Genomic DNA, 20,576 nt, shown 5'->3' on the forward strand with positions numbered 1-20,576 from the left:
TGCCACGGGCCGGCTTTCTTTCACGAATGGACTCAGACAGCGTCCCGGCCGCTCTTCACCCAGCTGTCGAAGGTCGCCTTGTTCTGGCTGATCCACTCATCGGCCATGCGGTTGACGTTGGCGCTGCTCGCGCCGTTCTTGTTGATGCTGAACTCCCAGCCCGACCAGGTCGGCAGCGGGAATTTCATTTGCTCGATCAGCACCTTGACGGCGGGGTTGGCGGCGATGAACTGCTTGTTGGCGACAGACGCCCAGTTCCACGACGCCATCGCCATGCGGCAGGGGTCGGCGCCGCCGGCGCAGCCCTTGACGCCGGGGACGAGGGCCGAGCCGCGATTGGGCACGTTCGGCGGCAGCGCATCCTCGGGCGTCGGCAGCCAGACGACCTCCTCGCCCGGGATCAGCGCATTGTTCACCCAGGACGGGCTCCAGGCGTAGAAGAAGGCCGGCTCGCCGCGCTTCACCCGCGCCACCGCCTCGACCATCAGCGTCTCGTACTTGCCGCGCACCGAGCGCACCGTGTCCTTCAGGCCGAACTTGTCGAGCTGGAAATCGACGACGTCGCCGCAGCTCCAGCCGGGATCGCAATTGATCAGATCGGCGCGCCCGTCCTTGCCGAACAGCGCGGCGAGCTTGGGGTCCTTCATCTGGGCGAGGCTGGTGATGTTATGTGCCGTCGCCGTCTTCTTGTCGATCAGGTAGCCGTTGACGCCGCCGCCGACGATCATGCCGCCGCCGATCAGCTCGGCCTGCTTCTCGACGGCGCGGAAGGCCGGCTCGCGTTGGGGCATGTTGACGTCGGTCGCAAGATCGAGATCGCCCTGCGCCGCGGCCTGGAAGAACAGGGTGGTGTTCAGCGTCGAGATCTTCACGTCGTAGCCGAGTTCCTTCAGCGCCCGGCTGACGATCTGAGCAGTGACGTAGTTGGCACCGAGGCTGTCGCTCTGGGCGTAGCGCACGGTCTTGCCCTTGCCCGGCAGGGCCTGGGCCAAGGCCGCGCCTTGCAGGGTGGCGGCGGCGAGCGCGGCCGCGGCAAATGTCTTGACGAGGGTCTTGGCTGACAGGCTGATCATCGCTTTCTCCTCTTTGATTATCGCTTTTTGTCGTCCCCACCCGCTTTGTCCGGCGGGATGTCTTGCGCCGCTGGCTGCGGCGTCTATGCGCCTTGCCGGGTGGCCTCGCCCGGCGGCAGGGCGGCGATCTCCTCGCGCCGCCCGCCGCGCAGGAAGCGCATGGCGAGCTGGAACAGCGACGGGCGCTGGCCACTCTTGGCCTCGGCGAGCTTCTGGGTGATCCGGTCCAGCATCATCGCAAGCAGGACGATGGCGATGCCGCCGACTGCGGCGCGCCCGACATCGAGCCTCCCCAGCCCCTGAAGAACGACGAGGCCGAGCCCCTCGGCGCCGATCATCGCGACCACGACCGACATCACCATCGCGGTCAGCACCGTCTGGTTGAGGCCACCGAGGATGGTCGGGATCGCGAGCGGCAGCTGGATTTCCCAGAGCAGCTGGCGCCGGTCGGCACCGAAGGCGAGGCCGGCCTCGACGATCTCGTGCTCGACCATGCGGATGCCGAGATTGGTGAAGCGGATCAGGGGCGGCGCGGCCGCCGTGACGACCGCGACCTCGCCCGGCACCGTGCCGACGCCGAACAGCATCACCACCGGCACGAGATAAACGAAGGTTGGCGTCGTCTGCATGATGTCGAGGATCGGGCGGACGACGTTCCAGACCCGGTCGCTGCGCGCGCAGAGAATGCCGATCGGAATCCCGATCACGGCGCAGAAGACGATCGCCGTCGCGATCAGCGACAGCGTCGTCATCGCCTCGGCCCAGACGCCGAGCATGGCGATCACGACCAGTGACACGACGCTGAAGATCGCGACGCCCACGCCGGCGCTACGCCAGGCGATGAGGCCGATCAGCAGCAGCATCGCCGGGAACGGGATGGCGTGCAGCACCCAGTCGTTGAAGCCGAGCAGGCTCTCGACCGGCCATTTGATCGCCTGGAAGAGCGGACGCAGGTTGAGCGCGAGCCAGCGCACCCCGTCCTGGATCCACTGGTCGACCGGAAAGATCGCGAGATCGTCGGCCTTGATCATGGTTCGCGCTCCTGAACCGGCAGGTTGGCGATACGGGCGAGAATCTGCTCGGCGCCCAGCAGGCCGACGAGGCGGCCGGCCTCGTCGATCACGCCGACACTCCGGTCGGCGCGGTAGCAGCGCGCGACATCGATGAGCTTGGTTGCCTCCGGGACACAGATCGGAGCGGCCTGTTCGGCTGGCAGCGTCCCGGTTTCCTGCAGGCGGGCGATCTCGGCGCCGTCAAGCCCGGCGACGACCTGCTCCTCTTGGTCGAGCAGGAAGCCGCCTTCCGGTCCGCCGACGACGATGCCGGCCGACCCGCGCCAGAGCACCGCCGGCGCCTTCATCACCGAACGCGCATCGAACAGGCGCGCGCGGTCGACCTCGCGGGTGAAGGCCGCGACATAGTCGCTGCCCGGCTCGAGCACGATCGATTGCGGCGTGCCCTCGCGTACCAGCCGCCCCTCCGACATGATCGCGATGCGGGTGCCGAGCTTGAGCGCCTCCTGGAAATCATGGGTGATGAACAGGATGGTCTTGTTGAGCGTGCGCTGCAGGCGCAACAGCTCGTCCTGCATCTCGGTGCGGATCAAGGGGTCGAGCGCGCTGAAGGCTTCGTCCATGATCAGGATGTCGGCATCGGTCGCGAGCGCCCGCGCCAGGCCGACGCGCTGGCGCATGCCGCCCGACAGCTCATGCGGCAGATGGTAGCCCCAGCGCCCGAGCCCGACGACCGACAGCACCTCCTCGGCGCGGCGGCGGCGCTCGGCCGGTGCGACGCCGCGCAGCTTCAGCCCGAACTCGACATTATCGATCACGCGCTTGTTCGGCAGCAGTGCGAAATGCTGGAACACCATCGAGATGCGCGTGCGCCTGACCTCGCGCAGCGCCTTCTCGTCGAGCGGCACGAGATCCTGCCCATCGAGCAGGATGCGGCCGGCGCTGGGCTCGTTCAGGCGGTTGATGCAGCGCGCGAGCGTGGATTTGCCGGAGCCCGACAGCCCCATCACCATATACATCGCGCCGGATGGCACCGCGAGCGAGACGTCATCCAGGCCGACGACATGGCCGAGCGTCTCGAAGACGCTGTCCTTCGTGCCGCCCTTGCGCAGGACCTGCAGGGCAGGTCCGGGATCTTTGGCGAAAACCTTGTAGAGGTTCTCGATACGCAGCCTCTCGCTCACTGCACTCCCCTCCTGTGATCGTGCGGGGCGGCGATTGCGCCTGTCACCCGCGCATGCTGCGCTCAGCGCAGCGGCGAAAAATCCGTCGGCAGCAGAATGCGGTTCTCGGCCTGCTCGATGTTCTCGACCAGCTTGGGCAGGAAGGCCTGCCAGCGCGGATCGTCGGCGAGCTGCTGGCGCCGCACGCGACGGTCTTCGAGATCGGCATAGGCCCACATGTGAGTGACCTGGCTCAGCGCCCCGATCTCGGTGGTGAAGTAGCCGACGAGCTGCCCGAGAATGGGCTGCTGGATGGCAAGGCCCTCCTCGCGCACGAGTTGGAGGTAGCGGTTCATCCGTCCGTTGCGGATGCGGTAAATGCGCTCCTCGACGATCACGCCATATCCTCCGTGAGAAACTCGTCCATCAGCGCCGCGACGCGGTCGGGCGCCTCGTTGAGTAGGGAATGGCGCAGCCCCGGCAGGATATGCAGGCGCGAGCCGGCGATGCGCTCATGCATGAAGCGTGACATGCGCGGGTTCGAGCCCTGGTCGTGCTCGCCGGTGGCGATCAGCGTCGGCAGGCGGATCTGGTCGATCAGCCCGCCGAAATCGGTTTCCGCCAGGACGCGATAGGCGGCGGCATAGCAATCCGGATCGTTCTCGGCGTTGCGCCGCCGCAGTTCCGCGATCAGCTCGGGATTGCGTTCCTGGAATTCCTCGGTCAGCCAGCGCGACAGCGAGGCATCGTAATGCGAGCCGCGATCGCCGGCCTTGAGCGCCGCGAGCCTGGCGAGCACGCGCTCGCGCTCCTCCGGCGTCCGGCCGGATACGGTCGATAGAAGGACGAGCCGCCGCAGCCGCTCGGGATGGGTCAGGGCGAGGCGCTGTGCGATCAGCCCACCAAGCGAGAATCCAGCAAGGTCGAAGCTGGCGAAGCCGACGTGATCGGCGAGGCCGAGCACGTCCCCGGTGAAATCGTCGATCTCGTAGCGCCCCCTGACATGCTCCGAATGGCCATGGCCGCGCAGATCGAAGCTCAGCATCCGGAAGCGATCGGAGAGCCGCGCGATCACCCCGTCCCAGGCCTCCTGGTAGGAGCCGACGCCGTGGATCAGGACCAGGGGCCGCGGCCCCTGCCCGCTCAGCCGGTAGTTCAGCGCGACACCATCGCGCATGAAGGTCCCGGCGATATCCGGCTCGGTCACTGCGGCGAGACCAGCCATGCCCGTCACGCTCCAGCGGCGGCGAAGAGAGGCTTCGCCGCGTCGCGCCCGCGAGCCGCGAAATGCGGCATCACCTGGTCGATGAACAGCCTGAGCGTCTTCATCTGCAGCTCGAAGGGCAGATTATACGACAGGCCGAGGCAGAATTGGTCGACGCCGGCGGCCTCATAGACCTCGAGCTTCGGGATGACCTCGTCGGGCGTGCCGAAGACCAGGTTGTCGCGGATGGCGCGCGGGTCGTAATTGCCGCGATTGGCGACGGTCTCGAACGGCACCGCCTGCGGAAAGCCGTTGGTCACCGTGCCGATGTTCTGCATCAGGTTCTCGAAATAGCGGCCGTAATCGACGCTGTAGCGGACGATCTGCTCCCAATCCTGCGAGCGCTCGTAGACGCAGGAGCGGCGCTGCATCATGAATTTCGGCCGCGGACGCTCGGGATGGTCGGCGCAGGCCTTGCGGAATTTCTCCGCCAGCACGCCGATCTCGGCGACCGGGGCGGAGAGCGGCGTCGAGAGGATGCTGGCGCCGATGCCGACCGCCCAGTCGAAGGTGCCGGGATCGCGCGCCGCCACCCAGATGCGTGGATGGGGGTTCTGCAGCGGCTTCGGTACGGAGGTTGCGAGCGGGAACTGCCAGTACTGGCCGTCATGCGCATAGTCGCCGGCCCAGAGCTTCTGCACCGCCGGCACGAGTTCCTTCATATAGGCGACGCCTTCCTGCTGAGGCATGCCGCCGGCCATGCGGTCGAACTCGTACTGATAGGCACCGCGCGCGATGCCGAATTCGAGGCGCCCGCCGGTCAGGTGATCGCAGAGCGCCGCCTCGCCGGCCAGCCGGATCGGCGACCAGTAGGGCGCCACCAGCGTCGCCGTGCCGAGCCTGATGCGATCTGTGTGCTGGGCGAGCCAGGTCAGCGTCTGGAAGGGATTGGGCGAGATCGTGCATTCGATCGTGTGGTGCTCTGCCGTCCACAGCGTCTCGAAGCCGCCCTCATCCGCCACGCGGGCGAGCGCCAGCATCTGCGACATGGCGTCCTGCATCGACGCCTCTGGCGAAAAGCGCTCCAGATTGATCGAGAGAGCGAACTTCATGGATGCCTCCGTGGAGCGAGCGGGACAGCGCGTCAGCGCAGCCGGATGACGAACGGGTCCTGCATGGCGCCCGAGTAGTCGATGACGACGTTCTTCAGCCGCGAGAATTCGCGCATGACCTCGAAGCCGCCGCGGCGGCCGTAGCCGCTCTTCTTCGTGCCGCCATTGGCGGACATGAAGGCGGCCGAGCGGTAGGTGTTGATCCAGACCGTGCCGGCCTCGACATTGCGGGCGAAGCGCATGGCGCGGTCGATGTCGCGGGTCCAGATGCCGGAAGCGAGGCCGTATTCGGTGTCGTTGGCGAGCGCGATCATCTCGTCTTCGCTCGAGAAGGGCACGACCCCGACCACCGGCCCGAAGATCTCGTGGCGCATGAAGCTCATCTCATTGCGCGCATCGGCCAGCACCGTCGGCTCGTAGTACCAGCCGCGCGCCAGGGCCTCGTCCTGCGGCTTGCGCCCGCCGACCGCGACCTTGGCGCCCTCACGCACGCCGGAGCCGACGAAATGCTCGACCTTCTCGAGCTGTGCCGCCAGCGCCAGCGGCCCGATATCGGTGTCCTCGGCCATCGGATGACCGACCTTGACCCGCCGGGTGCGCTCGACCAGCGCCTCGACGAAGCGTTCGTAGACCGGTGCCTCGACGAAGCAGCGCGAGCCGGCGACGCAGGTCTGGCCCGCCGCGGCGAAGATGCCGGAGACGACGCCGTTGACGGCGCGCTCGATATCGACGTCGGAGAAGACGACGTGGGGCGACTTGCCGCCGAGCTCCATCTGGCAGGGCACGAGGTTGTCCGCGGCATTGCCGGCGATCTTGCGGCCGGTGTCGGTCGAGCCGGTGAAGACGTATTTGGCGATGCCGGGATGGCGCGTCAGCGCATCGCCCGTGGTCGCGCCGTCGCCGGTGACGACGTTGACGACACCGGCGGGGATGCCGGCCTCGATGACGAGTTCCGCCAATGCCAGCGCCGACGCCGTCGCATGCTCGGAGGGCTTGACCACGATCGTGTTGCCGATGGCGAGGCACGGCGCCAGCGTGCCGGTCAGCATCATCAGCGGCGAGTTCCACGGGATGATCATGCCGACCACGCCGATCGGCTCGCGCAGGTTGAAGTTGAGCGTATCGAGCTTGTTGACCGGGATCGTGTCGCCCTGGAGCTTGTCGGCCATGCCGGCGAAGTAGCCGTAGGAATCCGGGATCGCCCGCATTTGGGCGCGCATTTCCTTGATCAGCTTGCCGTTGTCGCGGCATTCGAGCTGCGCCAGCTCCTCGGCATGGGCGAGCACCAGTTCGCCGAGCCGGCGCACCAGCTTGCCGCGATCGGTCTGCGTCAGCCGGCGCCAGGCCGGGTTCAGCAATGCCGCCTTCGCCGAGCGCACCGCCGCATCGACATCCCGGGCATCACCAAGCGCGAATTCATACCAGGGCTCGGCCGTGGTCGGGTCGTAGCTCGGCGCATAGACGCCGTCTTGCGGCGCGACGAAGGCGCCGTCGATGAAATGCCCGATGCGGGAGCCCTGAAGTGTCTGGACCGTCGTCTTCATGCCGCGCCACCGCGCTCCCATTGTTGCGGGACCCCGTCCCAGGGCTGGGTGTCCTCGACCATCGCGAAGCGCCCGCCATCATGGGAATCGACGTAGATGCCGAAGCGCCGCCGGCTGCTTTCGCTGACATAGCGGCGCAGCATCGTGCGGGTTTCGCGGGTGAGGATCTGCTCGTAGGGCAGTTCGTCGAAGCCGAAGAAGCGCACCCCGTCCGGCAGCGCCAGGCCGGCGGCATCGCCCGCCAGCCGCGCCCGATAGACGAGATGACCGGGATCGCCGTCGGCGATGTCGAAGACCGAGTAGAGGAAGGTCGTCTCCGGCAGCAGCGGCAGCCCCTCGCCGCCGGGAACCGGGAGCCGGCCATCGACGATCCGACGCGCGGCATGGGGCAGCGCCCAGCCACCATCCTCGTTGCGGCAGAGCAGCAGCTTTCCGTCGCTCTCGACGAGGTAGTTGACGATCATGCTGCTGGAGGCGAGCCAGCCGGGCGGCAGCGGGTCCTTCACCGCCGCATAGCGCCCGCGGCAGAAGGCCAGCGGGGCGGATGGGCTCGTGCCGAAGGCCCTGACCCGGCCGATCAGGATGAGATGGTCGCCAGCCTCGACACGGTTGTGCACCGTGCAATCGAACCAGCTCATGCAATCGGCCAGCACAGGTGCGCCGGTATGGACGCTGTCATGCGGCGTGTCGGTGAACTTGTCCGTCGCTTTCGAGGCGAACAGAGCAGAGACAGGCTTCTGGCCTTCATGGAGCAGGTTGACGGCGAAACCCTGCCCTTCCGCGAAAGCCGGGTAGCTGGAGGCGCCCTTGCCGACGCAGACCAGCAGCAGCGGCGGGTCGAGCGAGACCGAGGTGAAGGAGTTCGCCGTCATCCCGCGCGGCCGGCCCTCGGCATCGCGGGTGGTGATCACGGTGACGCCGGTCGGGAAGGTGCCGAAGGCCCGGCGCAAGGCGACGGGATCGATCGAAACCGGCTCCTGGGGTGCTGTCGCCAGCATGGCTGGTCCTCTCCGATGGCATGCGCCACGTCGGAGTCAGGCTATGAAGGTGGCCGCCAGCGCGCTTCCTATGAAAAGATGGAAGTGACTTGGAATCTTTCCGCGCTTTCATTCGAGCGCAGGCGCGGCTCCCTCGATCAGGCCGTGCATCTTGAGCGCCAGTTCCAGAGCAAAGCGCGTATCGGGCGGCTCGGGATCGATGCCGAACAACTCCTGGATCCGCGTCAGCCGATAGCGCAATGTGGTGACGTGCAGGCCCATGGCGTCGGCGCAGGCCTGGCTGCGGCAGCCATGGCGCAGATAAGTGGCGAGCGTCTCGAGATAGGGCGTGCCATGCTCCCGGTCATGGCTCGCGACGCGCCCGATGCTGCCGTCGACGAACCGGCGCACCTCGGCCGCATCGGCCGCTCCGATCAGCATCGGCAATGGCCCGAAATCGAGCGCCGACAGCACGCCGGTCCGCTTGAAGCCGCGCGCGATCCGCACCATGCGCCAGACCCGCTCCCACTCGCCGGCATAGTCGTCGAGCTCCTGGCACAGCCCGCCGATCACCACGATCGGCTCGCCCTGCAGGTCATGGCGCAGGACGTCGGTGATGCGTTTTGCAAAACGTTCTGAGGCTTCGCGCTTCGGCCCCTCCGGCTCGGGCTCGAGGCAGACGAGCCCGGCACCGACGGCGACGATATGGCAGCCCAGGCTGAGCTGGCCGGCAAGGCGCGCGACGCTCTGATGCGCCTGCTGGGTGCGGTCGCGCTCACCATGGCCGGCGGCAGGCAGGTCCACCACCATCATCCGCAGCGGCCGCGAGAGCGAGACGCCGAGATGGCGCGCCCGGCGCAGAATGTCGTCGGGATCACGCCAGCGCCGCTCGACGATCTCGAAGAACAGCTCCGTCAGCGTCCGGGTCTCGAAGCGGAAGCGGATCACGCTGCGCATCATCTGCACGCTCAGGGCGAATTTCGCGCTGTCGATCGTCAGCCGCCTGAGATCGCCACCCTGCTCCTCGCCGAACAGCACGAGCGCGCCGACCTGCTCCGCCTCGACGGCGAGCGGTTCGACCGCCGCCTGCAGTCGCAGCACGCGCCCGTCATGCGAGACCGTCAGCTCGGCTCGGCCCGCCCGCTCGCGCGTCACGCTCTGCCTGAGCTGCGCGATCACCCGGTCGGCTTCACCTTCGGCGAGTAGCCTGCGCCAGGCGGCAGCGTCGAGCAGATCCGGCATGGGCGAGCCGTTGGCGACGAGCGTGTTGGCGGAGAAATCGATCACCAGCACGGCACATTGCAGGAATTCGCCAAGCCGTTCCGCCAAGGCCTCGATCGAGCCTCCGGCCAGCACCTCCTGCAGCAGGTCGCTTTGCGCGACCAGTGCGTGGCGCAAATCCTCGGCAACGCCCCGTGCGGCCCGCAGGCGATGCTCGCGCTCGACCGCGATGGTCCCGAGATGCGCGATCATCGCCATGAAGGCGAGATCTTCGGACGGCACTGGCTTCAAAGCCCGCGAGACCAGGCTGAGCACCATCGGGCGCCCTTCGGCATCGGCGCTGCCGAGCGGCAGGACGATCACCGAGCGGTAGTCGCGCTCGAACGCCTCACGCCGATAGCCAGGGAAGTCCTCGGAGGTGCGGGCATCCTCGATATAGACCGGCTCGCCCGTTCGCAGGGCGAGCAGTGCCGGACTCGTCGCCAGCTCCCAGCGATCCTCGAGCCGCCGGCGGAGCAAGGTGGGATCGTGCCTCGCGACCACATTGGCGTGGCCATGGGTCAGATCGACCGCCATGATCGAGCCCATGGTCCAGCCGCCATGCTCGCAGGCCACCTTGACCAGGTCGAGCAGCAGACCGTCGAGATCGGAACCGGAATTGATCCGGCTGGCGACATCGCGCAGCGAGGCGATCTGGGAAACCGGGTCGAGCATCGCGTCTGATCCTGACTGGCCATCTGCATAGGCTCGCAGCATCGTCCTGCCGGTTCTTCCTAGCAACCGGAGGAAGACAGATGCGCGCCGGCAACTAGCTTGGCCAGCGACGACATTTCAAACGCCGGAGGCGAGCATGGATATCGGGCTGCGCAAGATCGCGACCTTCACGGAAGAGACCATGCTCGAGGGCGGCAAGACCGCGTCGCGGCCGGTCACCATGGTGGTGGTCGCCGCCGTCGTGAAGAATCCCTGGGCCGGCCAGGGCTTCGTCGAGAATCTGCGGCCGGAAATCCTGCGGATCGCCCGCCCGCTCGGCCTTGAGATGACGCGTCGGCTCGTGGCCGCGATGCCGGGAGAGCGTGTCGAGGCCTATGGCAAGGCGGCGATCGTCGGGGTTAACGGCGAGATCGAGCACGCCTCTGCCCTGATTCACACGCTGCGCTTCGGCAACGTCTTCCGCGAGGCGGTCTCGGGCACGGCCTTCCTGAGCTTCACCAACACCCGCACCGCGCCGGGCGCGCTGATCTCGCTGCCGATGATCCACAAGAGCGAGACCGGCAAGCGCTCGCACTTCATCACCGCGACCTTCCAGATCGCCGACGCACCGGGGCCAGACGAGGTCCTGGTCGCGATCGGCGCGTCCGATGGCGGCCGCATCCATCCGCGCATCGCCGACCGTTTCGAGGACATGAAAGAAATGGACAGCGAGCAGGCGGCAGGCGAAGCGGTGCCCGCATAGGCCGGGCGTGCGTCCTCCACCGCGCCAGCGACACGCTGACCGGACCCCATTTGGTCGCCTTCCGTGCCCCTATCGGCCTATCGCGGAGCCCTGTCGGCTATTCAACTGCCCGAAAGCGGGCCTTCCAACAGTTGGCGATGGGCCAATAGCTGCCGTTGGCACAATGCCCGGAAGCAGACATTGGCGAGAGGCAGTGAGGAGGGCCCATCACGTGCCGCGTCAGAAATTCACGGTGGCCCTTTCGCCATGCCGACGGCCAAAGTCGATTCTCTCAAAGCCGCATTCCACCATCGACGGCGATCTCGGCGCCGTTGATATAACTGCCCTCACGTGAGCAAAGCAGCAGGGCGACACCCGCACAGTCATCGGCACGCCCGAGCCTGCCGAGCGGAATGCGTGCGAGCACCTGCTCCTCCCGTCCAGGCTGGCCAAGCACTGCGCGGTTGCGATCGGTCAGGATCGCGCCGGGCCGGATGATGTTGCAGGTGACATCTGGCGCACGCAGGGTCCGCGCCAGATCGAGGATCATGTTGCTCTGCGCCGCCTTGGTGGCCGCGTAATGGAAATGCGTCGGATTGGGGCGTGCCTCCTGCACGCTGCCGATCGCGATGATCCGGCCGAAGCCGCGCATCAGCATGCCAGGCAGGAAGGCCTGCAGCAGCCTCACTGTGGCATGAAGGTTGATCTCGGTTTGCGCAGCCATCGCGGCTTCCGAGACCGCATCCCATGTCTCTAGGGTTTCGACGGAGGCGCAGAGCACTAAGATGTCGGGTTCGTTTCCGTTCGCCTTCAGCTCTGCCGCCATGGCGGATGGGGCGGCGGCCTCCGCGAGATCGGCGATCAAGGTCGATGCCGCGAGACCTTTTGCCCGCAGATCAGTCGTTGCCGCGTCGGCTGCAACGACATCCCGGTCATGGATGATCGCATGCGCGCCCGCCTCGGCGAGCCGCGTCGCGATCGCCAGGCCGATGCCGCGCGCCGCGCCGGTGACGAGCGCGGTGTGCCCCGAAAGCGGCCCCGCCATCAGCCGAGCAGCGGCTTCACGCGGGCGACTGCATCGTCCATGGCCTGCTGCGGCGGCTTGCGGCCGAGCACGGCGGCCTGCGTCTCCTCGATGAAGATGTCGTGGGCGCGGGCCTGCTCGTCGAAGGCCGGCAGATGGATGCGCGAGGCCTTCAGCGCCGCGGCCTCGTCGGCGGCATAGGGCATCGCCGCCTTGAGCTTCTCGTCGGCATAGGTCGAGATCCGGGTCGGCCCGTTGCCGTTGAGCGCCATCGCCGTGGTGCCGGCCTTCGACGAGAGCGCGCGGATGAGTTCCCAGGCGAGCGGCTTCTGCTTGGCGTTCTTAGGGATCATCAGCGACCAGAACTCGACCGTCGGCGCGAAGGCGACCTTGCCGGCGAGGTCCGCCGCCATCGGCGGTAGCAGCGACTTGAAGCGCCCGCCATATTTGCCCTTGGCCGGGTCGTTGTAGGAGACGAGCCGCGCAAACGGGTTGATCGTCATCGCCGCCCTGCCCTGCTGCATCCAGGTGGTGATCTCCTCATTGTTCACCGTGGCGAAGTTCCGCGGCAGCACGCCAGCCTTGTAGAGATCGGCAAGGATGGTCAGCGCTTTGACCATCGGAGGCTCGTTCGCGGTCAGCTTGCCGTCGGCCGTCATGTAGTCGCCGCCGAGGCAGCGCGAGACAGTCAGGAAATTCGAGGCGAAGACGGCGGTGAAGGCGAGGCCGTGGACCTGTGTGCCGTCCTCGCGCTTGAAGGTGAGCTTGCGCGCCACCTCGACCAGTTCCTCGAAGGTCGTCGGCAGCTTGTTGATGCCGCGTTCCTCCAGCAGCGCCTCGTTGTAGATCAGCGCATTGGTGGCGTGGCGGACCGGGATGCCGTGCAGGGCGCCATCGACCTTGAGCGGGCCGATCAGGCCGGGCGCGAAATCGTCGAAGGCCTCGATCGGCGCATCCTTGAGCAGCGTATCGAGCGGCTCGAACAGCTTGAGATTGCGCGGCACGGCGCGGCCATTAACGAGATAGGCGACGTCGATCGAGGTCTCGGCCAGCGAGGCCTCGCGCAGCAGGCGCTCATGCACGGCATTGACGTCGCCGAAGGTGACCCAGTTCAGGTTCGCCCCGCTCGTCTTGCGGAAGGCCTCGGTGGCGTCGCCGCCCGGCCCGGTCGTGGCGGCGGTCTGGTGGACGCGGTGGCCGAGCACGGTGAGCGTCTTCGCCTGCGCGAGGGTGCGACTCGGCAAAGCGGCGGCAGCCACGGCCGCGCCGGCGAGAGCACCGAAGCGACGGCGCGAGATCGGAAAGGTCATGGCATCTCCTCCGGGCCTTTTCTGCCTTATGATCAAGCCGGCAACAGCGGCTGCACGCGCTTGACCAGCGAGGCCATCGCTTCCTCGGGCGTCTTCATGCCGAGCACCGCGGCCTCCGCCTCCTCCTTGAACAGGTCGCCGGCGCGAGCCGCCTCGTCGAAAGCCGGCAGCGGCACGCGCGCCACCTTCAGCACTTTCAGTTCTTCGGCCGCGTAAGGCACGGTCCCGGCGAAGCTCTGATCGGCATAGGTCGAGGCGCGGACCGGGCCGTTGCCATTGAGCGCAGCCTTCAGGGTCGCCTCCTTCGAGGCCATTGCCTTGATGAAGCTCCAGGCGAGGTCTTTGCGCTTGGCGTTCTTCGGGATGACCATGCCCCAGAACTCGACCTTGGCCGGGGCGGCATCGTATTTGCCCGCCAGCGTCTTGGAGGCTGGAACGGCGATCGTCCTGATCTTGCCAGAGAATTTCGACTTCTGCGGATCGTTGTAGATGCGGTTGCGGCCCATGCTCTGCAGGCTCATCGCCGCCCGGCCCTGCTGCATCCAGACATTGACGTCCTCAGGCGAGAGCGTCGCGAAATTGCGCGGGAAGGCGTTGGCCTGGAAGAGCTCGCGCAAGGTCCGGATCGCGTTCAGCATCGGCGGCTGGTCGGCGGCGCATTTGAAGTCGGGCGTGATGAACTCGCCATCCCAGGCGCGGGCGAGGTCGATCACGTTGGGATAGGTCACGCCCGGCATGCAAAGGCCGACGACCTGGGTGCCGTCGGAGCGGCGATAGCTGCAGGCCCTGGCGATCTCGATCATCTCCTCGATCGTCGCCGGCGGTTTGGAGAAGCCCTTCTCGGCCAGAATCTCCTCATTGTAGTGCAGGCCGGAGGAGGCATGCCGGAACGGGACGGCGAGCTGCTTCCCGCCGACAGTCATGCCCTGCATCAAGCCCGGAAAGATGTCGGCGGGGTCCGCGAGCGGATCGCGCTTGAGATAGTCGTCGAGCGCTTCGAACAGATTTGCGGCGCGCGGCACGACCTGGGTGTTGAGGACGAAGCCGACATCGACCGAAGTCTCGCCGAGGCTCGCCTCGCGGAACAGCCGCTCCTGCAACGGGCCGGTGTCGAAGGTCGTCCACTGGACGCCGACGCCGTTCTTGGCGGCCCAATCCTTGGTGATGTCGCCGCCCTGTGCGCCGGTCGAGACCGTCTGCATGACGCGATGGGCAAAGACGTTGAACGGCCCGCCTTGCTGCGCGCGTGCGCCTCCGGCGCCTAGCGCCGTGAAACTCAGCCCGAGGATGCCGGCGCCGAACTGCCTACGATTCAGCCCTGTCTCCGTCGTCATGCCTGTCCTCCCGATGGTTCGCGAGTTCCGCGATGGCGGCTTCTGCCGCTTCGAAATGTTTGTTCATGGCGGCGAAAGCCGCGGCCTGATCGCCGACGCGGATCGCCTCGACGACGCGCACATGCCGCGCGAAGGTGCGGCGCCAGTCGTCCTTGGTGCGCTTCTCGCGCGAATTGAAGATCTCCATGACCTCGCGGATCACCGGCCGAAGACCCCTGATCTGGAAATCGAGCAGACGATTGCCGGAGGAGGCGGCGATCGCCTCGTGAAAGTCGAGATCAGCCTCGATCCAGCGCGGCACATGGCCGAGTGCATCCTCCATGCGGGCGAGGATCAGATCGAGCTTCTCGACATTATCAGCCGAGCGCCGCGCGGCACTATGAGCTGCGATCGGCGGCTCGAGGATGCGGCGCAATTCCACTGCCTCGGTCAGGCCATTGGCCCGGCCGCGCACGGCGAAACGATAGAAGCGGTCGAGCGGGGCGGCATCGAGCGCCTGAATGCGGGTCGGCTTGCCCTGCTGGATGTGCACGACGCCCATCGCCGCGAGCTGGCGGATGGCCTCGCGGGCGATCGGCTTGCTGACGCCGAAGGAAGCGGCGATCCGCGCTTCCGACGGCAAAGCGTCACCGGGCTTTAGCCTGCCGTCCTGGATCGCCTGGGTGATGCGCTGGATCACGGCGTCGCCAAGCCGCATCGGGACGACGTCGCCGCCGGCAAATGGGTCGTCGCCACCCAGCAGGGATGAAGCGGCATCGCTCATCAATCACCTCCGTGCGGAGATCATTGACAGATGCCGCTCAACTTGGCAACTGTTCAACCTATCAGATAAGTTGAACACTCGGGAGGACGCCGCTTCATGCCGGCCAGCCGCATCTCGAAGGTCACCGTACATCCGCTGCGGGCGACCTTGCCCAAAGTCCAACGCACGTCGCAGGGCGACTATCCGGCGATCGAGATCGTCGTGGTCGAGGTCGAGACCGAGGATGGCGTCATCGGCTTCGGCGAAGGTCTCTGCCGCCGCGGCGCCGCAGGCTACGCCCGCTTCATCGAGGAGGCGCTGGTGCCGCGCCTGCTCGGCCGCGACGCCGCCGACCGGCGCTTGCTCTGGAAGGCGATGCGCGCCGCCTTGTCTGGGCGCCCGGGCGGCCAGATCGTCGAGGCGATCGCGGCGGTCGACATCGCGCTGTGGGACATTGCCGGCAAGCAGGCAGGCCAGCCGATCCACACGCTGCTCGGCGGCATGGGCCGCAAAGAAGTCGCCGCCTATGCCTCCTCGATCAACTGGCTCGACGATGCCACGGTCGAGGCCGAGGTCGCCGCTGTGCTGAAGGCCGGTTTCCGCGAGATCAAGGTCAAGCTCGGCCATCCGCTGCGCGACGCGATCGCCCGCGCCAGGCTCGTGCGCAAGCTGGCCGGCGACGACATCGCCCTCTATGTCGACGCGAACTGGGCCTATGACGTCGACGACGCGCTGATCGTCGGGCGGGCGCTGGCCGATTTCGGCTACGGCTTCTTCGAGGAGCCGATCGCGCCGCAGGATCGCGAGGGCTATCGCCGCCTCGCCCAGCGCCTGCCGATCCGGCTCGCCGCCGGCGAGAGCGATTTCGTCGCGACCGAAGCTCTGATGTCGTTGCAGGACCGCTCGCTCGGGCTGATCCAGCCGGACGTGACGCGCTCGGGCGGGATCAGCGAGACCTGGCGCATCTGCGAGCTCGCCGCCGCCTTCAACACGGCTTATGCCCCGCATGTCGGCTGGTCGGGCGCGATCTGCGTCGCCGCCAGCCTGCAGCTCGCCGCAGCGGCCGAGACCTTCCGCACCTTCGAGTGCATGGTCTACCAGAACCCGCTGCGCGACGCCTTCACCCACCCGATCGTCGGTGAAGGCTCCCAGCTGGTCGAGGGCAAGCTTGCCGTGCCGCAGGGACCGGGACTTGGCATCGAGATCGACCGCGACGCGCTCGCGCGCTTCAGGATCGCCTGACAATGCGCTGTGTTCTCAGCCTCCAATACCTCCGGAGTCATCTCGGACAAGCGGCGAAGCCGCGCCGATCCGGGATCCATTCCGGAACGGTTCAGGCGTGGATCCCGGGTCTGCGCTTCGCTTCGCCCGGGATGACTAAGGTGGGGAACCATAGATGAGTCAGAGGACGCCCCTCTCCGCCATCGTGCTGGTCTCGCCGGTCCAATTGATGATCGGCGGCATCATTTTCCTGCCGGCTATCTATGTCTTCTGGCTCAGCCTCAACCAATCCTCCTTCGGCCAGGCGGCGAGCTTCGTCGGCTTCGCCAACTACGCGAAGGTGCTGGGCGACGCCTATTTCTGGAAGGCGCTGCTCAACACGGTGATCGTCGTCGCCGTTGTGGTGCATGTCGAGCTCCTGCTTGGCCTCGGCATGGCGCTGTTCTTCGCCTCGGGGGTGCCGTTCCGGCCGCTGCTGCTTGCGATCGTGCTCGCGCCGTATGCAGTCAGCGAGGTCTCGGCGGTGGTGATGTGGCGCTTCCTGTTCGAGCCGGATGTCGGGATGATGAGCCGGCTTCTGATGTCGCTCGGCTTGCCGCCGATCGAATGGGCCGTGAACCCGAGCCACGGCCTCGCCATGGTCAGCCTCCTCTCGATCTGGCTTCATCTGCCCTTCAGCTTCGTTATCCTCTATGCCGCCCGGCTCTCCATCCCCGGCGATCTCTACGAGGCCGCCGCGATCGACGGCGCCTCGCCCTGGACCTCGTTCCGCCGGGTGACGCTGCCGCTGCTGATGCCGGCGCTGCTGATCGCCGCCCTGTTCCGCTACATTTTCGCCTTCCGCCTGTTCTCCGAGGTCTGGCTGATGACCGGCGGCGGCCCGGCTCGCTCGACCGAGGTAATGGCGGTCTATCTCTATCTGGAAGCCTTCCGCTACAACGCGTTCGGCCCGGCCGCGGCAACCGGCTGGCTGCTGGTGCTCGCCTCCCTCCTGCTCGCGCTGTTCTATCTGCGCCGGCTCTACAGGGAGATGTTCGCGCGTGCCTAAGCTCCTGCGCCATCTCCTCAAGCTCGTCGGCGTGCTTGCGATCGTCGCCTGGTCGCTGGTGCCGATCGGCCTGATCGCACTGTCGTCCTTCAAGGCTGACCGCGACATCTTCTCGACCGGCAGCACCTTCGCCTTTGCGCCGACCTTGGCCAACTACCAGGCGCTGTGGAGCCGCTGGGGCGACTTCTTCTTCGGTTTGTGGAACAGCTTCCTCGTCACGGTTGGCGCAACCGTGCTCGCCGTCGGCGTCTCCCTGCTCGCCGGCTTCGCCTATTCGCGCTTCGCCTCGAAGGGCCTGCAGGCCTCGGCTTTCTTCCTGATCTTCATCCGGCTGATCCCGCCGATCGTGATCACCCTGCCGCTGTTTCCGGTGGTGAACTGGCTCGGACTCAATGACACGCATTTCGTGCTGATCGTGCTCTACGCCACCTTCTTCGTCTCGCTCGGCACGGTGGTGATGCGCACCTTCATCGACCAGATCCCGCGTGAGCTCGATGAGGCCGCGATGATGGACGGCGCCTCGCAAATGCAGATCATCGCCCGCGTGATCCTGCCGATGGCGGCGCAGGGCATGCTGGCGGTCTCGGTCTTCGTCATCGTCTACGCCTGGAACGAGTTCCTCTTCGCCTTCATCTTCACCACGACCAAGGCCAAGACCGCGCCGCTGGTGATCTCCGAGATGATCGGCGCCGTCGAAGGCGTCGAATGGGGCGTGCTCTTCGCCGCCTCGACCGTGCAGCTCGTGCCGGTGCTCGCCTTCGTCATCCTCATGCAGAAGCATCTCGTCGCGGGCCTGACCGCCGGCGCGGTGAAAGGGTAATCGCCATGACCGACATCGACGCCCTGCGCCGCGCCATCCGCGAGGCCGACCCGCAGCTCAGCCGCTTCGATCCGCTGCCGCGCATCATCTGCCTCGACGATTTCGACCGCGGCATGTGCGGCTGGACGCAGCTCGTCGGCAACTACGAGGAGACGCTGGATGCGATGCTGCCGGGCTATGCCCAGCACAGCCACGCCATGCTCTCGACCCTGCCGAACTGGGATTTCGGCTCGCATGGCGGCGTCGACGGCTCCTATGCGCTGAAGATCGCGACACGGCCGAAGAAGGGCGCGCAGAACGTCGCGATCAAGCGCCTGACCTTCCGAAAGCCGGGGCCGATCCGTCTCGAAGCCTATTTCACCTTCAAGCCCGAGGCGACGGATCTGCAGCTCTCGGAGACCGACATCCGCTCCTTCGGCTTCCTCTACGATCTCCAGATCGGCGACACATCAGGGCCGGGCGATCGCGTCATGCCGCATTTGCGCTTCCTCAACGCGGAGGATGGCCAGCACCTGCAGAAATGGCAGTTCAAGCGCCGGACGACGCCGATCAAGCCGATCGGCCATGCCGGCAAGACGATCACGCACTACCACCTCGCGCCCGATGACTGGGAAGACTTGCCCGGCGGCGAGCAGCGGCTCTGCTACAACGAGATCCCGACCAAGGTGAACTGGCACTATCTGCGCTTCGACTTCGACCTCGGCGCGATGCAGGCGACACGTTTCCAGGTCAACGACCGCGTCTTTGCCATGGACGGCTTCGACTGCATCCGCATCCCGGCGATGAAGAACCTGTGGTGCATGCTCAATCTCGCCTTCTTTGCCGAGACCGACACCGACAAGCGCGCTTTCGCCTATCTCGATTCCGTCTGCCTGTCGGGAGAGTTCTGATGCTGCCCGAGAACCTGACCGCCGTCGTCGCCCGCAACGAGAGCTGGATCGGCGAAGCTGCGACCGAACCATACGAGGCCGGCTGGGCGAAGGAGGCGATCGTCTTTGTGCGCGCGCTGAAGCAGCCGAAGGGGCCTTTGCCAAAGGCGAGGGTCGAAATCTCCGCAGACGGCATGCATTGGTGCCATGAGGGTTCGGAATTCGCTCTGCCTGCGAGCAAGGACGCGGTGACCTTCCAGCGCCTTGCCCATTTCGGCAATTTTGTGCGCGTGGCCGCGACGCTGCCGGATGGCGCCGAGATCACCTTGCTGGTGACACTTCATCTCAAAGCCTGACAGGGCGGAATGCAGAATGTGCTAGAACATGGCTCGGGCACTTCGCCCGAAAGCGGGCCTCCAGAGCGAGACGATGGCCCGCTCGAAACCGACCAGGCACGCCGCTTCTCGCTCCAGAGCTCTTTCGCGGCGGAGATTGCGGACATCTGAGGTATCGTTCCGTCGGAACGGATCGTCCTGATCCTGCTCGACAATCGCATCAGAGATTTCCGGCCCTAATGCAAAGACAGGCGCTCGCTAGGCAAAAGAACCGATGCGCCTCGTACAAGACCAGCATCCGCGACACCGGCAGCAAAGGTCGAGCCAGCCATCCATTGGGGGAAAGTGCCGAAGCTCACCACGTGCGATGCGATCGTAAAAAACGCACCCTTCCCTTGCGGAGAATGCTCCGGGCTGCACGATCGGTATCGATTCCCGCACAAGGCGCAGTCAGATGCGACTCAAACGCGCCAAGGACCCGGGCGATCAGCCGCGCCGGCAGACGATCGATCTCTTTCCAGCCTTCCGCTACAGCAACGCCTTCGACATCTGCGTCTCGGCGGCCGGCTACAACGCGTTCCACGAGAACCTGCTGGGCGCAATACCGACGATCTTCGTGCCAAACGAGGCGGAAGAAATGGACCTGCAGCTGGTCCGGGCCAAATACGCGGAGGTCTTGGGGCTGGCGCTGCTGCTGCGCAGGGACCACGATCGCTATCGGATCGGCGAGGTGGTGGAAACGATGCTCGACGATCGCGTTCGAAACGGGATCAGACTGCGCTGCCAGCGACTTGATCGGCGCAATGGAGCAGACGACATCGCCAGCTTCGTCACAATGGCCGCGCATATGCTGAGAACTGACCGACTATTCAGCTGAACCGGACGCCTTTGCTGGGCGCCAGGAACTGCCGTTCAAGGCCTGCCAGGAAGCGGACATGTCGGTGAGGCTCGGTTGGCGACCGCACGCCAAGCTTCCTCTCCCAGCGTCGAATATGACGAGGCCCAGCGGCTGCTGCCGAGAGGGCGGCGCCCGGTTACTGCTGTGGCGCGCAGACCATGCGCTGAGCTTCGCGCGGCCTCCGTGCCCCCTCCCGTCCGTCAAAGGCATCTGAGCTCCCGGAGTGAGCACGG

The 20,576-nt window shown here is 66.5% G+C and carries 20 protein-coding genes; 7 read left to right on the top strand and 13 right to left on the bottom strand.

Features of this window, described 5'->3' with window-relative positions; translation table 11 throughout:
• Positions 1-32 precede the first annotated feature (32 nt).
• The 9 genes from proX to BMZ21_RS17710 all read right to left on the bottom strand — a co-directional run bounded on the left by proX (position 33) and on the right by BMZ21_RS17710 (position 10,021).
• The gene (gene proX / locus BMZ21_RS17670; protein ID WP_091837010.1) at positions 33-1,073 is read right to left on the bottom strand and encodes a glycine betaine/L-proline ABC transporter substrate-binding protein ProX; all 1,041 of its coding nucleotides are present in this window, start codon (positions 1,071-1,073) and stop codon (positions 33-35) included.
• 83 nt (positions 1,074-1,156) lie between these two features.
• Positions 1,157-2,104, bottom strand: a complete 948-nt coding sequence (locus tag BMZ21_RS17675) for an ABC transporter permease (protein ID WP_091837012.1) — start codon at positions 2,102-2,104, stop codon at positions 1,157-1,159.
• Positions 2,101-3,270, bottom strand: coding sequence for a quaternary amine ABC transporter ATP-binding protein (locus tag BMZ21_RS17680; RefSeq protein ID WP_091837014.1), 1,170 nt, complete (start codon positions 3,268-3,270; stop codon positions 2,101-2,103). Before BMZ21_RS17680 ends, BMZ21_RS17675 begins: the two co-directional genes overlap by 4 nt.
• A 62-nt stretch (positions 3,271-3,332) precedes the next feature.
• Positions 3,333-3,647: an NIPSNAP family protein gene (locus BMZ21_RS17685; RefSeq protein WP_091837016.1), complete on the bottom strand. Its 315-nt coding sequence runs from the start codon at positions 3,645-3,647 to the stop codon at positions 3,333-3,335.
• On the bottom strand, positions 3,644-4,474 hold the full coding sequence (locus tag BMZ21_RS17690) for an alpha/beta fold hydrolase (protein ID WP_091837018.1): 831 nt from the start codon (positions 4,472-4,474) through the stop codon (positions 3,644-3,646). The genes BMZ21_RS17685 and BMZ21_RS17690 overlap by 4 nt, the downstream gene beginning before the upstream one ends.
• A 5-nt stretch (positions 4,475-4,479) precedes the next feature.
• Positions 4,480-5,565 carry an LLM class flavin-dependent oxidoreductase gene (locus tag BMZ21_RS17695; protein ID WP_091837020.1) on the bottom strand — a complete coding sequence of 362 codons (1,086 nt, stop codon included), beginning with the start codon at positions 5,563-5,565 and terminating at the stop codon, positions 4,480-4,482.
• Positions 5,566-5,597: 32 nt separating this feature from the next.
• Positions 5,598-7,109, bottom strand: a complete 1,512-nt coding sequence (locus BMZ21_RS17700; protein ID WP_091837168.1) for an aldehyde dehydrogenase — start codon at positions 7,107-7,109, stop codon at positions 5,598-5,600.
• The gene (locus BMZ21_RS17705; protein WP_091837022.1) at positions 7,106-8,107 is read right to left on the bottom strand and encodes a flavin reductase; all 1,002 of its coding nucleotides are present in this window, start codon (positions 8,105-8,107) and stop codon (positions 7,106-7,108) included. The genes BMZ21_RS17700 and BMZ21_RS17705 overlap by 4 nt, the downstream gene beginning before the upstream one ends.
• A 108-nt stretch (positions 8,108-8,215) precedes the next feature.
• Positions 8,216-10,021: a helix-turn-helix domain-containing protein gene (locus BMZ21_RS17710; protein WP_091837025.1), complete on the bottom strand. Its 1,806-nt coding sequence runs from the start codon at positions 10,019-10,021 to the stop codon at positions 8,216-8,218.
• A gap of 136 nt (positions 10,022-10,157) precedes the next feature.
• Here BMZ21_RS17710 and BMZ21_RS17715 point away from each other — a divergent pair, with 136 nt between their 5' ends.
• Complete coding sequence (locus BMZ21_RS17715; protein ID WP_091837027.1) at positions 10,158-10,763, top strand: amino acid synthesis family protein; 606 nt, start codon at positions 10,158-10,160, stop codon at positions 10,761-10,763.
• 271 nt (positions 10,764-11,034) lie between these two features.
• On the opposite strand, the gene BMZ21_RS17720 is transcribed toward BMZ21_RS17715, so the two are convergent.
• The 4 genes from BMZ21_RS17720 to BMZ21_RS17735 are packed head-to-tail and all read right to left on the bottom strand — an operon-like array spanning position 11,035 to position 15,173.
• Positions 11,035-11,787, bottom strand: a complete 753-nt coding sequence (locus BMZ21_RS17720) for an SDR family NAD(P)-dependent oxidoreductase (protein ID WP_091837029.1) — start codon at positions 11,785-11,787, stop codon at positions 11,035-11,037.
• Entirely contained in the window at positions 11,787-13,076 is a 1,290-nt protein-coding gene (locus BMZ21_RS17725) for an ABC transporter substrate-binding protein (RefSeq protein WP_091837031.1), read from the bottom strand. Before BMZ21_RS17725 ends, BMZ21_RS17720 begins: the two co-directional genes overlap by 1 nt.
• A gap of 32 nt (positions 13,077-13,108) precedes the next feature.
• Positions 13,109-14,410, bottom strand: coding sequence for an ABC transporter substrate-binding protein (locus BMZ21_RS17730; RefSeq protein WP_091837033.1), 1,302 nt, complete (start codon positions 14,408-14,410; stop codon positions 13,109-13,111).
• Entirely contained in the window at positions 14,382-15,173 is a 792-nt protein-coding gene (locus tag BMZ21_RS17735; RefSeq protein WP_091837036.1) for a FadR/GntR family transcriptional regulator, read from the bottom strand. Before BMZ21_RS17735 ends, BMZ21_RS17730 begins: the two co-directional genes overlap by 29 nt.
• A 96-nt stretch (positions 15,174-15,269) precedes the next feature.
• Here BMZ21_RS17735 and BMZ21_RS17740 point away from each other — a divergent pair, with 96 nt between their 5' ends.
• The 6 genes from BMZ21_RS17740 (at position 15,270) to BMZ21_RS17765 (ending at position 20,322) form a co-directional block, all read left to right on the top strand.
• Positions 15,270-16,394, top strand: a complete 1,125-nt coding sequence (locus tag BMZ21_RS17740; protein WP_091837038.1) for a mandelate racemase/muconate lactonizing enzyme family protein — start codon at positions 15,270-15,272, stop codon at positions 16,392-16,394.
• Between the two features lie 154 nt (positions 16,395-16,548).
• The gene (locus BMZ21_RS17745; protein ID WP_091837040.1) at positions 16,549-17,421 is read left to right on the top strand and encodes a carbohydrate ABC transporter permease; all 873 of its coding nucleotides are present in this window, start codon (positions 16,549-16,551) and stop codon (positions 17,419-17,421) included.
• Complete coding sequence (locus BMZ21_RS17750) at positions 17,414-18,241, top strand: carbohydrate ABC transporter permease (protein WP_244543889.1); 828 nt, start codon at positions 17,414-17,416, stop codon at positions 18,239-18,241. The genes BMZ21_RS17745 and BMZ21_RS17750 overlap by 8 nt, the downstream gene beginning before the upstream one ends.
• Positions 18,242-18,246: 5 nt before the next feature.
• Complete coding sequence (locus tag BMZ21_RS17755) at positions 18,247-19,131, top strand: DUF6772 family protein (RefSeq protein WP_244543890.1); 885 nt, start codon at positions 18,247-18,249, stop codon at positions 19,129-19,131.
• Positions 19,131-19,466 carry a hypothetical protein gene (locus BMZ21_RS17760; protein WP_091837043.1) on the top strand — a complete coding sequence of 112 codons (336 nt, stop codon included), beginning with the start codon at positions 19,131-19,133 and terminating at the stop codon, positions 19,464-19,466. The genes BMZ21_RS17755 and BMZ21_RS17760 overlap by 1 nt, the downstream gene beginning before the upstream one ends.
• Positions 19,467-19,899: 433 nt before the next feature.
• Complete coding sequence (locus tag BMZ21_RS17765; protein ID WP_091837045.1) at positions 19,900-20,322, top strand: glycosyltransferase; 423 nt, start codon at positions 19,900-19,902, stop codon at positions 20,320-20,322.
• Positions 20,323-20,576 lie beyond the last annotated feature (254 nt).

It is taken from the genome of Allobosea lupini, assembly GCF_900109525.1.
Classification (GTDB): domain Bacteria; phylum Pseudomonadota; class Alphaproteobacteria; order Rhizobiales; family Beijerinckiaceae; genus Allobosea; species Allobosea lupini.

Bases quoted from the DNA above. Each gene is read 5' to 3' on its own strand.
- BMZ21_RS17705 (WP_091837022.1), bottom strand. From the start codon at position 8,107: ATGCTGGCGACAGCACCCCAGGAGCCGGTTTCGATCGATCCCGTCGCC.
- BMZ21_RS17730 (WP_091837033.1), bottom strand. From the start codon at position 14,410: ATGACGACGGAGACAGGGCTGAATCGTAGGCAGTTCGGCGCCGGCATC.
- BMZ21_RS17690 (WP_091837018.1), bottom strand. From the start codon at position 4,474: ATGGCTGGTCTCGCCGCAGTGACCGAGCCGGATATCGCCGGGACCTTC.
- BMZ21_RS17710 (WP_091837025.1), bottom strand. From the start codon at position 10,021: ATGCTCGACCCGGTTTCCCAGATCGCCTCGCTGCGCGATGTCGCCAGC.
- BMZ21_RS17760 (WP_091837043.1), top strand. From the start codon at position 19,131: ATGCTGCCCGAGAACCTGACCGCCGTCGTCGCCCGCAACGAGAGCTGG.
- BMZ21_RS17755 (WP_244543890.1), top strand. From the start codon at position 18,247: ATGACCGACATCGACGCCCTGCGCCGCGCCATCCGCGAGGCCGACCCG.
- BMZ21_RS17735 (WP_091837036.1), bottom strand. From the start codon at position 15,173: ATGAGCGATGCCGCTTCATCCCTGCTGGGTGGCGACGACCCATTTGCC.
- BMZ21_RS17740 (WP_091837038.1), top strand. From the start codon at position 15,270: ATGCCGGCCAGCCGCATCTCGAAGGTCACCGTACATCCGCTGCGGGCG.
- BMZ21_RS17675 (WP_091837012.1), bottom strand. From the start codon at position 2,104: ATGATCAAGGCCGACGATCTCGCGATCTTTCCGGTCGACCAGTGGATC.
- BMZ21_RS17715 (WP_091837027.1), top strand. From the start codon at position 10,158: ATGGATATCGGGCTGCGCAAGATCGCGACCTTCACGGAAGAGACCATG.
- BMZ21_RS17765 (WP_091837045.1), top strand. From the start codon at position 19,900: ATGCGACTCAAACGCGCCAAGGACCCGGGCGATCAGCCGCGCCGGCAG.
- BMZ21_RS17745 (WP_091837040.1), top strand. From the start codon at position 16,549: ATGAGTCAGAGGACGCCCCTCTCCGCCATCGTGCTGGTCTCGCCGGTC.
- proX (WP_091837010.1), bottom strand. From the start codon at position 1,073: ATGATCAGCCTGTCAGCCAAGACCCTCGTCAAGACATTTGCCGCGGCC.
- BMZ21_RS17700 (WP_091837168.1), bottom strand. From the start codon at position 7,109: ATGAAGACGACGGTCCAGACACTTCAGGGCTCCCGCATCGGGCATTTC.
- BMZ21_RS17720 (WP_091837029.1), bottom strand. From the start codon at position 11,787: ATGGCGGGGCCGCTTTCGGGGCACACCGCGCTCGTCACCGGCGCGGCG.
- BMZ21_RS17725 (WP_091837031.1), bottom strand. From the start codon at position 13,076: ATGACCTTTCCGATCTCGCGCCGTCGCTTCGGTGCTCTCGCCGGCGCG.
- BMZ21_RS17695 (WP_091837020.1), bottom strand. From the start codon at position 5,565: ATGAAGTTCGCTCTCTCGATCAATCTGGAGCGCTTTTCGCCAGAGGCG.